Here is a 15,110-nt window from a genome sequence, read left to right as displayed (position 1 = left end):
TTGATGTTTTTACCATTTTTACTGATAAAAAATATTCGGAATGGTTAATCAGAACTTTGTGGTGGTTTGCTTTGCGAAATGGTATGCGAGACACGAGTAGGAAGTGCGAACTATACGTTAGTAAATTTTTGTAAGTAGGCTCTCACTAGCTAAATCAGGATTGATATATGATGATACTTAAAAGTACTTTAGCGAAAAATTAATAGATTTTACTTGTTTTTTATCACAGTACTTTGTTACCCAACGTTTTTTATTTCCGTTCTTATATTTAATCCTTTTATCCGCTTTTCAATAGCCTTGTCTTCTCGAATAAACTGCGATTCCTCTGAAATTGAATGTAGGCAAGAAAACAAGAACCTTTTTCCATTTTCCTGAAAGAACAGAAGTCCATCGTCATAGTCAACTTCCACATTTTCAATGTCAGGATTATCAGATTCAAATACGTGTTTATAATTCAAAACCTGAATCTTTTCTATTCTCGACGATGGTGCAAATGATATTGTTGCACTTAAATTCTGAAACACATATTGGTCGTGTAAATCCTTTAATCTTTTTTCTAGCTTTTTAATTGCGAAATCAATTCTATAATAGTCAACATCATTTTCTTCAAAAAGTCTGCTTCTAAATTTGAATGTTTTTCTTTGTCTGACTCCTAATTTATTTTTTGAAAAGAAATTCATTAAAAAGTAACTTGACGTCATAACATTTTCAGAAGTTGAAAAATAAAGACTTGGTGCAGAAATAATATAAACGTCCTTTCCTATAAGCTCATTAAGAACCTTGAGTCTTTTTTCTTCTATATGTATTTGATGTTTTTTCAAATGTTGGGTAACGTTTATGTATAAGATTAGTTGCGTGGTTAAGCAACTAATTTAGTAAAAGAAAACGAACCATTGGAAATTCCTTCGGAATTTCCAAGTAAGCAAGAACCAAGCCATTAATTTTATACTTTGTTAGCAAACGTTTTTATTCCTTAATGAATTTAATTGATTTTCCATTTTTCAATTTCAAGAAGTATAATCCACTTGTTAAACTCTTTATGTTAATTTTCTCATTATCAGTCGCATTTCCGTTATAAACTTCGGCACCCAAATTATTATAAATGGTATAAACTTCTGATTTAATTAATCCAGAAATTTGAATATAGTCAATACAAGGATTCGGGAATAGTTTTACTGTTGGTTCAGTTAAAGTAAAATTATCAACACCTAAAGTACTACTGGTAATATCAACTTTAAACATAAAATCATTCGTCGTAAACTCTGTTGTATTACTGTATGCGCTTCCTGCTGGATATATACTTGAGTTTGTTACCCTTGTAGCAAAGGTACCACTAATTATTGCCCAAGTATATGTTGAATTATTAGTAAGCGAAATATTTGAAGCAGAAAAATCAAAAACTAAATTACGTTCAGTGGTTGAAGTTGCTGCAGTTGTCGTAGCGGTAGCAGAGCCTAATAGAGCTCCTCCGTTTCCTGCCCCAGAATAGACTCCTATAGTTGCAGTTTGCCCCTCTGTAATTGCTAAAACAGATATTTTATCTAATGTACCATTTCCACAAGCAGTCCAGCTATTTCCTATACCAGTAGTAGGAGAGAAAGCAGAACTAAGGCTAGTAAAATTAGCATCAGTAACCGTGCCTCCATCATTTGAATCAAAAGAGCACTGAGAATAAGAATTAGAAATAGAAAAAATAGTTAGTAAAAGAAAAGATAATAAGTAAGTAGTTTTTTTCATGGTAGAATAGGTTTTTTTAATTAAAAAATAAATCAAATGTAAAATAAATAAATAAAGTTATTAAATAGACCTTATCTTTGTCAAATGTCTAGTCCTGAAATATGGCTACAGGTTAAAAATTGATTTACGCTGATAATTTATATACCATATTAGGTGTTTTATAGTCTAAAGATACATGTAATCTTATTTCGTTGTACAGATTAATTGCATTTTTTTTTAGCGTGTTGTGGGCTATCAAAACTCTGGAATGGCTAATCAAAACTTTGTGGTGGTTTGCTTCGTTTGTGTTGTTGCGGAATGGCTAGCGAGACACGAGTAGGAAGTGCGAACTGTACGTTAGTAAATTTTTGTAAGTAGGCTCTCATTAGCAAAATCAGGATTGATATATGATGATACTTAAAAGTACTTTAGCGAAAAATTAGTTAGTTTTTACTTGTTTTTTACCACAGTACTTTGTTGGTAAACGTATTTTTTAATAGTATTCAATATCATAAATTACAGTATCTCCTGAAAAATTTGCACTAACATTTGTCGGATAATCTTCGCTGTTATATGTGTAAGTGAATATGATTGTTCCACCACTTACTTCGTTTATTGATGTAATATTGTTTTTTAGAAAAGGAAAACTATAACCTTCAAATCCGCCTATGTAAATTCCATCAAATTCCCAAAAGAACTCAATAAACCGCTCAATATAAATAGACTCCATTTGCCCATAAAACGGATTTATTTTGTCATCGTATTGTAATGTGAATTCTGACAACAGATTGTCTGTGTTATCATATGATTGAGCAGAAACTAAATTACCATTAGAATCATAACCAAAGTTTGTGTATTGGTTACTTTCAGTAAATTTTATTATCAATCCATTATTGTCGAGTTCTATTTCTGCTTGGGAATTTGCATTTCCCTCAATTTGTCCAGTTAATGTAATTATATTACCATTGTATGTTATAGTTACATTTTCACTATTTGCAGAGTAACTTGATAGAAGTCCATTTGAATTATATGTATAAGTATAGGTGTCACTATATGATGACGAACCTGTTTCTTGATAACCCCATTCAGTTAATCTATTTTCCGAATCGTAAGTGAAATCAGAGACATGTCCAAAACTATTGTAGGTTCCATTTGAGCTCGAAATCAAGTCGTTATTGTTATATGTGTAATCTATTTTTCTGGTTTCAGAGATTTTTTCAGTTTTAACCAGTTTGCTTGTCGTTGGTTCGGGTTCTGGATTGTTAGAACTATCGTCAGATGAACAAGACAATAGTATTGCATTCAGTAAAATTAGGGTTAGAATTAATTTTGTTTTTTTCATAAATTTTGTTTCAAATGTCTAGTCCTGAAATATGGCTACAGGTTAAAAATTGATTTACGCTGATAATTTGTATACCATATTAGGTGTTTTATAGTCTAAAGATACATGTAATCTTATTTCGTTGTACAGATTAATTGCATTTTTTTTTAGCGTGTTATGGGCTATCAAAACTTTGTACCACCTAATCAGAACTCTGGAATGGCTGAATGGGCGTAGGTGAGGACAGCGCCATTACTTATAGGCATTGTTGGCTGTAGTTTTTATTTATCTTTAAAATCAGATGTTATTACGCTCAATATTTTCGGATTATTTTTTAATAAATCAGCACATTTTTTGATATAACTCTCAACATATTTAATTTCATTCTGCGCTATGTTTTTTAATTCACCAGATTGGTCAAGTTTATCAATTGGATAGTAATTTGTAGGTGTTAATTCCTTTTTAAATTCAGTCAGTTCATTGTGATTTATGATTCCAATTTCTGGTGAGTTATACGATAATTGAAATATCAGCGCACAAAATTCAATTCCGTTTTTTTGAGTTGTTATATAGTATTCATCCTTAATCCACTTTTTCTTAAAACTATGGAAGTCAAATTCTGATTGTAGAAAAGCAAAATTTTCTAAAATCATTCTTGTTGATATTTTCCAAGTTGGCTTAAGAGTTTTCATTTTCAAATTGAAGGTAGCGGTGAGTATAAGAATAGTAGCGGACTAAATCGCACTAACTTTTCGGATTATAACTGACCTTTAATTTATTGATTTTATTTCGATTAAGCGATTAAACCGCTATTTTTTATATACCTTGTTACCTGCTGGCTTTCCATTTTTGATTTAACATATTATTCAACAAATCAAAGTAATTCCATCCGATTTTTCTGGCTGAAAGTAAAGTCAGACTATCTTGATTATTTCTATGAGGTCTTGATGGTCCAGTCATATTCGGTTTCATATTTAAATCAAATAAGAAATATTTTCCTTGTTCGTTTGCCCTGCAATCTATTCTAATTGGTGCTTTTATTCCAATTAACTCTGCTGCTTTAACGCAGTGTTCATACACTTCTTGAATTTCAGTTGTTTGTAACTCATTATCGCTCAAAACCTCACTGTTTTCCATCACAGCTACTGTTCCATTATATGGTGCTATTCCGTTATTATGATTAAATCTCTTAACTGCTGGTAAACACCAAGGTCTACTAAAACATTCCTCATTATTATCAATCACGTAATTTCCCTTTGGCATTACAGTAATTGTGATTTCTTGTCCGTTTAAATATTGCTCAACATAGGCAGCGTTTCCGTAACTGTTTTCTAAAAAAATCTTGTTCAAGTTTTTTATGAGTTCATTACGACTGTCAATTTTAGTAACGCCTTGGCTTCCTCTTCCTCTAATGGGTTTAAGAACTAATGGAAACTCTAATTCTAATGATAAATCATTGTAATTCTCAATAGCGATAAGCTCGTTTTTAGGAATGGGAATATTATTAGATTTCAATAAGCTATTGGTAAACATTTTGTCATCATAAACATCAACCATTTCAGGTGTTTGTCCAATTATTTCCAATTCTTTGTCAAGATAACTTTCTATGTTATGATTTTGATATAGGACTGTATTCAACCAAAAGATTTTTGCGCCTTTGTGTAACGCCATCTCAATACCCTTTCTAGTATCAGGAAAAACCCAATCTGTATCATTGTTTTGATTTGGATTTTCAACAGGTGTAACTACATCAATATTGTTTTTTAAAAGTTCAAATGCAATGTCTGCTCCACTGTCTGAATAACCTCCTGGTTTCATAGGTTTTTGAATTCCATCTTTTACAGGTGGAAGTTGAGCTTGATACAATATTGCTATTTTATTCATTTAGTTTCGTTGTTCAGCTTGCAGGTAACGGTTTTGGCTATGATACGTTGCGGAAAAATCCGCAGGATTCTTTCCGCCATAGCCGAAAGATAGCAAACTTGCGTTGAATTCCGATTAGGAATTCAACCGCAATGAATTATAGCCGTTGTTGTGGGTAGTATTTTAATTTGTAAATACTGTTCCAAATATTATAATCATAAATCCGCTTACAGAGAAAATATAGTCAGCTGGTCTCAACTTTCTTCCGTCTTTTTGGTCAATCCGATTCGGGTCGAGTCGAAATGCGGTTACTATAAAGTTATCTCCATAAACTTTTTTATTAATCAAATTCAAGATATAAGAGGTCAGGATTGTCAAAGGCAATGCTTTTAACCAAATCAAATCATTTCCATTTACAGCTTGAATTTCAGGTAAATCACGATAGTTATAATATATGGCTAATTGAATTACTCCAATAATTCCCCAAATCAGCAGAATTCTGTTATTCCAAAATCGTTTATGATAAATGTCAAATATCAAAAACACATAAATAAATGGAATTACAAAATAGAAATCCAGAATCCATTCTCGGTCATATAGATTCAGTACATAAATCAATCCGACAATTATGTGGATTCCGATGTATGCTAATAATAATGTCCAATCTATTTTTTTCAATTCAAATTCGGTTTTCGGATATTACCCACAACGTTTTTGGCTATGGTTTCGTTGCGTGAAAATCCGCGAGGATTTTCCGCCGTAAACCGAAGATAGCAAATTTGCGAGGACTTTCCGAAAGGAAAGTCAGAAGCAATGAACTATAGCCGGTGTTGTACGCAGTTTTTTATTTTCTATTCATTAGGTAGCAATTACTTTTTAATTGAATATTTTGTCCGTCATAAAAGTCAATTTGCGTTTTTAAATCATCCATAAATTCTAATTCATCACTTGGACAAACTATAAAGAAATGTCCTTTTGTAATTAGGTTTCCAAAGCTGTCAAAAATCGATATGGTCGCATTGTTTTTGTGATTGTGCATCCAATCCACATTGAACCAGTTTCCGTTTCCATTATTTTCAATCCAAAAGGCGGTTTTTGGAATTCTTTCAGTTCCTTTTAATTCGACTGGAGTTTTTTCGGTTCGGTCAGTTCTTTTGTCAAATTCCGTAATTCCGTTTTTTTTAATCACAAAGATGAAAAGTCCGATGAGTAAAATCAGAATTACACTGGTGGAAATTAAAATCCGAAGTATTAATTTTTTCGGGTTATTCATTCAGATTTCGGTTTTTCTCAAATTGCGTACAACAATTGTATAAACACCCTAGTGTGTTTATCTATATTATGTTTATACTTCTAAAAATAGTTAAAATTCTTAAAAACTGATCTGGTTTTATGATTATTTGTGTGTTGGGCTGGTAGTAAATAAAAGCCGAATAGAAAATCCGTGAGGATTTTCGTAAGCAAGCCTTTACTAGCAATGTGTTATATAGGGTGCTGGCTAACGTTTATATTAAAATTATTATTTTAAAATTTTAAATCTGAAGTTTTTTGTTTGTCAAGTAGTAATTTATTGTAATGTTTTAGGGCATTTAGAATTGATTCAGCTTGAGGTATTCCATCTACTCTCATAATTAATTTATGTTTATCCCATTTGTTTTTTTTCTTGTTTTTTAAAATTGAAACCCAAATATTAATAAAGGCTTTTTTGTCAGATCTTTTAGATACCCGATGAAAACTATAAACATTTGAGAAATCATATAAGATTCCATCATTAGAATGGTCTACACCATTTCTCCTTAATACTATTAGTCTTAAATAATCTCCTTCAAAAGAGGCTTTATATTTTCTATTGAATGTATCTTCTTCAAAGCCGTGCTTATTAATTGTTTTTATAATGAACTCTTTAGTTTCTTTAAGTGAAATTTCATCTTTTTCTTTAGAATTATTGAATAACTGGACAATTCCATTATTGAATTTTATTTCACTAATGTTGCTTTTTTTAATCATGTATGATGGTCCATCTAAATGATTATACTTTTTGTATTTCACTTCATCTGTACCAATTAAATCAATTTTTGCTTCTATTTTTTCTCCATCAGATTTAGTGATTATGTCTTGTGAATATGAATGCAGGTGAATGATTAAGCAAAAGGGTAATAAGCTAAGTTTAATTAAGGGTAGATTGTTTTTAAAAAAGTTCATTTTATATTTTTATGAATTAAATAGATGTTTGCCTACGGTCACTATAAGACTAGTGGCACGTTTAGGCACGTAATTTAGCAAATAAAAACCGAATAGACACAAACACGAAGTGTAAACTGTACGTTAGTGATTTTTAGTAAGTAGGAGAGAGCAAGCAATGAATTATATGTGGTTGTTGACTGTAGTTTTTATTTTTTCGGATTCTGTTTTTCCCATTTTGACCAAACATCTTTTTCTTCAATTAGCCATTTTTGGTACTGTTGAATTATAATTGCTGAAATATCATCTCTGTTTTTAAACCCTCTTTCATTAAAATATTTCAAGAGCCTTGAACCTCCATTAATTCCCCAATTATTTCGAATCCACATTCCTAAAGGACTTATATGCGAATTAAATTCCCAAATGCTTTTTGCTTCTTTTATTTTTTTTCTGGATTCAAAATTCAGTTTTGTGTCTAGATGAATAATACTTTCTTTTAGGTTTCTTGGTATATAAATTCCATTTATAGAATCTAGATTTTTTCTGTTTTCAAACTCCTGTCTACGTTTCTCTTTAGCTAATTTAGTGTCAATTTTAGCTATAGAGTCATTATGATTTCTATATCCACCAAAAAAATTTTCTAAATATATTTTGTCGACTTGACGAGGGATGAAATCAGTATTGAAATTTGTATTTAAAAGATAGTTTTTTATTTCTTTTTTATTAAATTTTTCATCCACTTCGAATGTTTCAATTTCAAATTTCCCTGTTCTGTCAAGATATCCAGTTAAATTAATTCGAAATAGGTTGTATTTATAAAAAGTAGAGTCGTTTGTAGGAACGAATTTTAAGTTTGAGATTTTACTAATACTTTCTGACAATTTTTCGTTTGTTTTAGAATTCTCAATATTTATTATGTATTTGTATGGATAATCGTAATAGTCAATATTACTACGAACTGCTTCGTATCTTTTAATACTTGGATAGATTGAATCAAAGTCAATTTTTGATTTAATTATTTCTCCTTTATTTAAGTTAAAAAGTGTGATTTTTTTTCTTGAATCTATGACATAGATTGTGTCATTTTTGTTGAACACGAAATTTTTATTTAGAAATTTATCTTTTTCTGTTATGCCTTTTTTATACTTTTTTAAAGTAGAGCTATTTGTTTCAAATATTTGATATCTATTATCATAAAACATATCACACTTTTCAGTATCTTTATTGCAATTGATAAATTCTTCAGTTGTATAAGTTTTTTTGAGTTGGCCATCAATGTAGAATGTTACATTTTTATGTTCATCTCCATTATAATAGACTTTGTCTTTAATATAAATTATTTTTCTACCATCTTTACTGATTGCAGCAAAAAAAGGATACCCATCGTATAAATCGAAAGAGCGATTAATTTTGTAAAAACTTTTCTTAACTCCAAAGCTTTCATATTGTTTAGTAAATGTAACTGTAGATTCTCCTTTTAAATTTGGAAATTCATCATCGAAAGAAATTGATTTTAGTTTAAATTTTCCATTTGAAGAATAAGTTTCTGATATTGGAACTCTAAGAGTTGATATTTGTCCTAAAATTGAATTAGAAAATAATAATAAAAACAGATAAGGTATAGTTTTTAACATTTTATAGTGTAATTGTTTTTAAATTAAAAACTCAATTTAATTCGGTTCTGTTTTCTATACAAACTTCAATGAGTGAAACGTTATTTTGGATTAGGGAACTTGTCTCTCAAATGTCTAGTCCTGAAATATGGCTACAGGTTAAAAATTGATTTACGCTGATAATTTATATACCATATTAGGTGTTTTATAGTCTAAAGATACATGTAATCTTATTTCGTTGTACAGATTAATTGCATTTTTTTTTAGCGTGCTGTGGGCTATCAAAACTCTGGAATGGTTAATCAGAACTTTGTGGTGGTTTGCTTTGCGAAATGGTATGCAAGACACGAACACGAAGTGCGAACTGTACGTTAGTAAATTTTTGTAAGTAGGCTCTCACTAGCAAAATCAGGATTGATATATGATGATACTTATAAAAGTACTTTAGCGAAAAATTAATAGATTTTTACTTGTTTTTTACCACAGTACTTTGTTGTGTGCAGTTTTTTTTATTTATTTCAGTCGTTTTTTAATATCCATTCTTTGGTGTAGAATTCTAACGATTTCCACAATTCCATTATCAATTTTTCTATAAAAAATCAGATGTGATTTAATTTTCGTTACTCTATAGTTTTTACGAGTTTGTTCTGCTGACTTTCCTGTCATAAAGTTGACAGCAATAAATTCAATTTCCGCTATTATTAAATCGTAATATCTATCAGCTTGTTCTTTAGACCATTTGTTAAGCGTATAAATCCAAATTTTGTCTAAATCCTCAATCGCTTGTTGGCTTATGCGATATTTGTTTTTACTCATAAGTGTTTGCGATGTAATTCTTTCAGATGTTGTTTCGGGTCAAAATTTTCAACAAATCCGCTTTGTTCACCAATTTCAAGAGCTTTAATCAGTTCTCGTTCTTTTTTTTCTTCACTTTCTAATAGTCGCAAAGCAGAACGAATGACTTCACTTACAGAACCATATCTTCCAGATTTTACTTCTTCTCTTATGAAATCCTCAAAATGATTTCCGAGTGATATTGATGTGTTTTTTCCCATTTTGGCTATAATTTACTCAAATATACCAAATTTTGGTAACGTAGCCAAATTGCACACAACGGTCTTGTATATGGCTCGTAGCGTGTAAATTAGCGATTATTTTTCGGTTGGGCACAAGCCAATTTTTTAAATTTTACTATTTATCTTTTTATTGGAAAGTCTTCAAATTTAAAAATTTGGCGACTTTCCAAATATGCCTTAACTTCGTTTAAGCAACTCATTAGCTATGAGTTATATGCGTTGTTGTGGTTAGTTTTTTTAAGGTTTATATTTCACTAATCGGAATAATAATAAATTTGATTTTTCATTTTCTATCAAAAATATTGTCTTTGCATTTTTTAGATTATTGATAATATGATTTTTCTCCTCAACTGAATTTGCATTATCCCAGTCTAAAACTTTAATTTTATTAAATTCTTTTCTTTTTTTAAGAGTGAATTCATTAGGGAATTCTTTATAATTACTTGTACTTTTGCCATATTTTAAAATATAATTTAAAGAAAAATGACCATGATGGTTATCTCCTATTAAAGCGTTATTTTTTTTAGATAGTTTTAAATTTTTCCAATAAATAGAATCTCGTATCTTATAATTAATAGAAACTAATATCTCATTTTTTGATAATTTCACATAGTTTTTATCAATTCTATCCGATAGTGGATTATAACTAATATAAATAGTGTCTTTTTTTATATTATTTTGTGAAACACTAAAAGTTGAATATGAAATTAACAATAATACTATTAATTTATTCTTAATTGCACTCATTTTTTGCTGTTTGTAATTTGTTGTCAAATGCATTGATATATAGTAATTGTGTAATGTTACTACTAAAAGTATTAATATAATCGTTATAACCGTCCGTTAATTCTAGACCTTGCCAACTAGCTGCTTCAGCTACTTTTTGTTTCCAATCTGTTGCTCCAAAGGCACTGATTGCTTCATTTTTAAAAACATCTGTTTCACCATCCCAATCATGTTCATTAAGCAAAAGTTGTTCCAATTTTTCTCTATAAGTTTCTACATCAAAATTTGCTGTATTGAATAAGCTGTGTGTCCATTGTTGATTACCAGGGTTATTGTGATTAAACTCGCAGATAAGATAAACCCACCTTTGTTTTACTGTATATGTATTAAGGTTTACATTTGGAACAATACTAAAGCTATTACAAAGTGAAGATATATTTGGTATTTCAGGTTCTCCCATTGCATTAAACTCAATAATGTTAAGTTCTTCAAGAGATTGAAACATATAAGCGTGAATAAGCTCGTGAGATAACGTAACCATTTTGGTTAAGTTAGAACTGTTAGCCATTAACGTGGAATCAGATTTAATTTCATAGAATGTGCTAGAGTTACCTTGAAAGTCTATAGTTTCTCCACTAGTAATTGCGTAATCTACTCCATTTGTGTTGCCAACTGAAAACTTTAAAGGAGCATCAACAACATTAAAGCCATTTAGCATTTTTCTAAAAAAAGATTGATTTTCGATTAAAACCAAACAATCTCCACGAAGTATTTTGTAAATACAGTCTAAATCAGAGTTTTTGAATGAACTATCTTTAACAACAGGTAATAAGCAATCTTCTTTTTCAGGATTGATTGTTGGTGTGGTATTATTAGACGTTGTATTGTTGTTGCCGTGTGTTGTATTATCTGTTCCGTTAGGATTTGTATTTGTAGAGTTAGTATTATCAGGATTTCCACTTCCTGGACTATTGGGACAGGGAAACGAACTGTCAATGGTGTAGCTTGAACAATATTCATAATTGCCAATAGCCTCCCAAGGGCATGATCCAGTATATACCCAAGTACCATCTGGATTTGTATGATACACAGTTCTAGTGACGCAATATCCATCTTCATATATCATTTTTCCAAAAATATCTTCAGAAAAATCGTCATCTAATTCAATAATATCTAAATCATAATCACCTACAATATTTTGTAGATTGTTTACTTGATTTTTTTGTTCTTCAGAAAAATGATAAGCAATTAAATAAGCTTTATATGTACCATCTTCTTGTAGTGATAAAAGCAAGTTCTCTATTAAATTGCTAGATGTATTTCTATAAATAGGAAATGTATAGCTATGATTAGCGTCAGTTTCAATATAATTAGCAATATCTGTATCTATATAAAAATCGTATACCGCATTATAAACAGTTTTGTTTTGTGAGTTTTCAGTATTTTTAATAGTTGAAAACTCATGGAGTTTTGAGAATAGCTTATTATTAGAAAAAATTTCTTTATTCTTAATAATTTTGATTTGCAAAGAGGTTTTTTCTAAATGCTGCTCTGTAGTTATTATGTCATCATTTTTTTGACAAGAAATAATAAGCAGAGAAATACCATAGAGTATAAATCCAAGTTTAAGATAATTTTTAAGTTTTTTCATAAGTACAAAATCGTTTAAAGTTAAAAAAGATTTGTTGGTTTTGGTCAAAATTAACCACAACGGTTAGGCTATGAGTAGTTGCGTGGGTTAGCGATTAACTTTGCAAGTACATACAAAACTGAAAATCCGCGAGGATTTTGCTTCGCCAGTTCGCTTCGCTCGTGTCAGAAGTAGGCGAGAACAAGCAATTACTTATAGCCATTGTTGTAAAACGTTTTTTATTTTATTCCTTTTTCAAAATCAACTTTAATTATCTCGAAAATTATTAAAGCAACCCAATTCAATCCGTGATTGATAATTGGTTTGAAAAAATAATCAGGAAAAAGTATTTCTGTCGAACTTAAATTATTTTGCCAAGTTCCTTTTGTCAAATGAAAGAACCTATTTCTAATTATTATGATAAAATCATAGAATCCTATAAATGATAATTTAATCTCTTGATTCAATGTTTGACCTTTTAAACCTTTGCTATTCATTGGTTTATTAGTTATTTTCTCTAAATATATCTTATAATAGGCTTCTCGCAAATCAGTTTTGTCAATTATATTGAAATCTATATCAATGGTTGATTTAAAAAAATCTTCATCTTTAAATGTTTCAGATACAAAGCGTTTAAAAAATGCTAACTCTCCATCTTGTTCATTATTAAAAAATGACTGTAATTGTTTATACGTTTTATCGTAGTTCTTATGTTTGGAAACATAAATTAGAGGAATTGAGTAGGAAATTCCTTCAAAGATTCTGTACAGATAGAAAAATGCTTCAAGGTGATTATTCTTTTTAACAGCAATAAGACATTTAATTATCTCTGGTTCTATTGAGCCATAAAACTTTGAATTAAATCTTGAACGCCTAAAATATTCATTTAAGTCTTTTAATTTGACTTCATCTGGGAAGTTATTTAGAACTACGGATTGATTTATTTTTTCATTAGTTGTAAATGGAAAATTTGAATAATTTTCTCTAAACTTATATGTCTTATTATCATAAGTATCAGTACAATTGATTGTGCCTGAAATCAATCGGAAAATGTTCAATATTTTATTTGAACTCTCAATTCTTAAATTTTGATTTTTAGTCGAAGCTTTAAAAATTGGGTCTTCGTATGTATAACGGCTAATCATTAGTCAATTCGCTGAAATATTCTAATAATTCTAAACTATCTAAATCCTTTAGTTTAGCAAAATTCTTGAAATAATCATACGAAAGTTCTCGTCTCAATTTACCGAGTTTTATTTTTGAGGGATTAAAATCAGAAAAAGCTTGGTCAAAAGTTTTTATTGCATTTTCGAACTCTTCAACGCTTAAATCTTTGATATCTTTTGAGGAAGTTTTCATTCCCACAGCAAATCCAACCAAATTATTGGCTTGTTTTAACCACTTTAATGAAACAGGACTTTTTTGGAATTTGGCGAGTGATTTAATTACATTTTCGAAAGTAGAATCTTTTTCTACTTTTTCGGCAGAAACTATTTTATTAACTATTAGTTCATCCATTTTGTCCTGGATGATTTTTTTATTATCAACCATAGGACTGTTAGCCATATATGCCAAATAAGCTTGGACTAAATCAGATTTATTGAAAGAGTTCATTTTTATTTTTACAGCTCTTTCTTTCTCTGTTTGAACTTGAATACCAAGTTCATTAAAATCAAAGACATTAGCCATCATAACTTCCACTTGATGTCTCGGTGTCATTGGTTTTTGTCCGTTATTCAGAGTTATCATCCTGTATAGCAATTTGTCAACAGAATCGCTGTAAACTATATTTAGATATAGTTTTTTATCCAAATTAATGTCTTTAGAATCCTTTACTCTGGATAATGTATTTAGTCTTTGAATTCCATCTAAAACGAATGATTTCGAGTAATTTTTTTCAAAAAACTTTGTGATGTCTTCTTTTTTTGAATTAGCAGTTATTGTTTTGTCTACAAATGCAATTGTGATTGATGGCATTATACATCCTTCCACAATATCTCTTTCCAGTTTTTCATAGAATTTTTTGTCCTGCAATTTTCTTTGAAATTCAGTTTTGTTAATTAAAGGAACCAATTTTTCAATTGCTTCTTTATATGTTATTGAGCCACTAACGACTACTGCGTCAATCACTTCATCTGAATCAATTTCGTAAATATTCATTTCCTATTTTGTTTTTTTTCAAATGTTTTACAACGGTTTTGGCTATGATTTCGTTGCGGAATGGTACGCGAGTATCATTCCGCCGTAACCATAAATTTAGCAAAAAGGCTCGAAATTCCTATTAGGAATTTCAGCCGTAATGAACTATAGCCGTTGTTGGCTACAGTTTTTTTATTCGTTTCCAAAGACTTTCGGTTTTTAATCTGTCAAAATCGTCTTTCAGTTTTTTCCATTCTCTATATTCCGCATCAACTTGTTCAGGTCTTTTTCCTCCAACGTCCGAATGATTAGTAACGTGATTGAGTAATTCCAAATGAGAAAGTCTTTTGGTCAATTTTCGATTCAGTTTTTCATTCCGATTGAATAGAGTTTGCAACTTTTCTTTAAGTTCATTCGGATAATGAGTGAGCAATTCAGCCGAACCTAACAAGTTATTCTCAATATTGGATTCAGTCAATAATATCCATAATTGTTCAAAATTCGGTTCAGGTAGTCGTACAAATCCGTATTCATTTCCCCAACCTGAATCCCACAATATTTCATTCTTCCATAAGTCTCCGTTTTTGTCAACATAATGGTCTTTTCCGTCAACTTCTTTAAGTCCAAAATCCTTTGGGTTACTTTTATTATATCTAAAAGATGCCTTGAAATGTTTTTGGTTTATGTCAATTAATTCGGGTTTCATTCAAATTGTAGCCAACGGTCTCCTTTACTTTGATGTTATTAAATTTATCAAGAGAAGAGAGGAGAACTATAACGGTCTCTAGGGATTACCTCTTACACGTGTTAGTCCTCTCTGTCTCTTGTACGATGCTTTGTTGAAC

16 protein-coding genes are annotated in these 15,110 nt (G+C 30.0%); all 16 read right to left on the bottom strand.

Annotated elements, in window-relative coordinates; all coding sequences use genetic code 11:
• Positions 1-236 precede the first annotated feature (236 nt).
• Positions 237-821 (bottom strand): hypothetical protein, encoded by a 585-nt coding sequence (locus tag ABD690_RS13255; RefSeq protein ID WP_344731083.1) that lies wholly within the window; start codon positions 819-821, stop codon positions 237-239.
• A 145-nt stretch (positions 822-966) separates the two neighbouring features.
• Positions 967-1,737, bottom strand: coding sequence for a T9SS type A sorting domain-containing protein (locus ABD690_RS13250; protein WP_344731082.1), 771 nt, complete (start codon positions 1,735-1,737; stop codon positions 967-969).
• A 472-nt stretch (positions 1,738-2,209) separates the two neighbouring features.
• Positions 2,210-3,058: a hypothetical protein gene (locus ABD690_RS13245; RefSeq protein WP_344731081.1), complete on the bottom strand. Its 849-nt coding sequence runs from the start codon at positions 3,056-3,058 to the stop codon at positions 2,210-2,212.
• Positions 3,059-3,318: 260 nt separating this feature from the next.
• Positions 3,319-3,729: a hypothetical protein gene (locus ABD690_RS13240; RefSeq protein WP_344731080.1), complete on the bottom strand. Its 411-nt coding sequence runs from the start codon at positions 3,727-3,729 to the stop codon at positions 3,319-3,321.
• Between the two features lie 136 nt (positions 3,730-3,865).
• Entirely contained in the window at positions 3,866-4,921 is a 1,056-nt protein-coding gene (locus ABD690_RS13235) for an ATP-grasp domain-containing protein (RefSeq protein WP_344731079.1), read from the bottom strand.
• A gap of 162 nt (positions 4,922-5,083) precedes the next feature.
• Positions 5,084-5,578 carry a hypothetical protein gene (locus ABD690_RS13230; protein WP_344731078.1) on the bottom strand — a complete coding sequence of 165 codons (495 nt, stop codon included), beginning with the start codon at positions 5,576-5,578 and terminating at the stop codon, positions 5,084-5,086.
• 166 nt (positions 5,579-5,744) lie between these two features.
• Positions 5,745-6,173, bottom strand: a complete 429-nt coding sequence (locus ABD690_RS13225; protein ID WP_344731077.1) for a hypothetical protein — start codon at positions 6,171-6,173, stop codon at positions 5,745-5,747.
• A 251-nt stretch (positions 6,174-6,424) separates the two neighbouring features.
• On the bottom strand, positions 6,425-7,102 hold the full coding sequence (locus tag ABD690_RS13220; RefSeq protein WP_344731076.1) for a hypothetical protein: 678 nt from the start codon (positions 7,100-7,102) through the stop codon (positions 6,425-6,427).
• 188 nt (positions 7,103-7,290) lie between these two features.
• Positions 7,291-8,715, bottom strand: coding sequence for a DUF6794 domain-containing protein (locus tag ABD690_RS13215; RefSeq protein WP_344731075.1), 1,425 nt, complete (start codon positions 8,713-8,715; stop codon positions 7,291-7,293).
• 492 nt (positions 8,716-9,207) lie between these two features.
• Positions 9,208-9,510 (bottom strand): type II toxin-antitoxin system RelE/ParE family toxin, encoded by a 303-nt coding sequence (locus tag ABD690_RS13210; protein ID WP_344731074.1) that lies wholly within the window; start codon positions 9,508-9,510, stop codon positions 9,208-9,210.
• Positions 9,507-9,749 (bottom strand): type II toxin-antitoxin system ParD family antitoxin, encoded by a 243-nt coding sequence (locus ABD690_RS13205; protein WP_344731073.1) that lies wholly within the window; start codon positions 9,747-9,749, stop codon positions 9,507-9,509. The genes ABD690_RS13210 and ABD690_RS13205 overlap by 4 nt, the downstream gene beginning before the upstream one ends.
• A gap of 258 nt (positions 9,750-10,007) precedes the next feature.
• Positions 10,008-10,517: a hypothetical protein gene (locus tag ABD690_RS13200; protein WP_344731072.1), complete on the bottom strand. Its 510-nt coding sequence runs from the start codon at positions 10,515-10,517 to the stop codon at positions 10,008-10,010.
• Positions 10,504-12,147 (bottom strand): hypothetical protein, encoded by a 1,644-nt coding sequence (locus ABD690_RS13195; protein WP_344731071.1) that lies wholly within the window; start codon positions 12,145-12,147, stop codon positions 10,504-10,506. Before ABD690_RS13195 ends, ABD690_RS13200 begins: the two co-directional genes overlap by 14 nt.
• A 218-nt stretch (positions 12,148-12,365) precedes the next feature.
• Positions 12,366-13,271, bottom strand: coding sequence for a hypothetical protein (locus tag ABD690_RS13190; protein ID WP_344731070.1), 906 nt, complete (start codon positions 13,269-13,271; stop codon positions 12,366-12,368).
• Positions 13,264-14,286, bottom strand: coding sequence for a hypothetical protein (locus ABD690_RS13185; protein ID WP_344731069.1), 1,023 nt, complete (start codon positions 14,284-14,286; stop codon positions 13,264-13,266). Before ABD690_RS13185 ends, ABD690_RS13190 begins: the two co-directional genes overlap by 8 nt.
• A gap of 160 nt (positions 14,287-14,446) precedes the next feature.
• Positions 14,447-14,971: a hypothetical protein gene (locus ABD690_RS13180; RefSeq protein WP_344731068.1), complete on the bottom strand. Its 525-nt coding sequence runs from the start codon at positions 14,969-14,971 to the stop codon at positions 14,447-14,449.
• Positions 14,972-15,110 lie beyond the last annotated feature (139 nt).

Origin of the sequence: Corallibacter vietnamensis, assembly GCF_039537875.1 — a bacterium.
Classification (GTDB): Bacteria; Bacteroidota; Bacteroidia; order Flavobacteriales; family Flavobacteriaceae; genus Corallibacter; species Corallibacter vietnamensis.
Note: the sequence above shows the minus strand (reverse complement) of the source record. Positions and strands in the feature narration are given on the sequence as shown.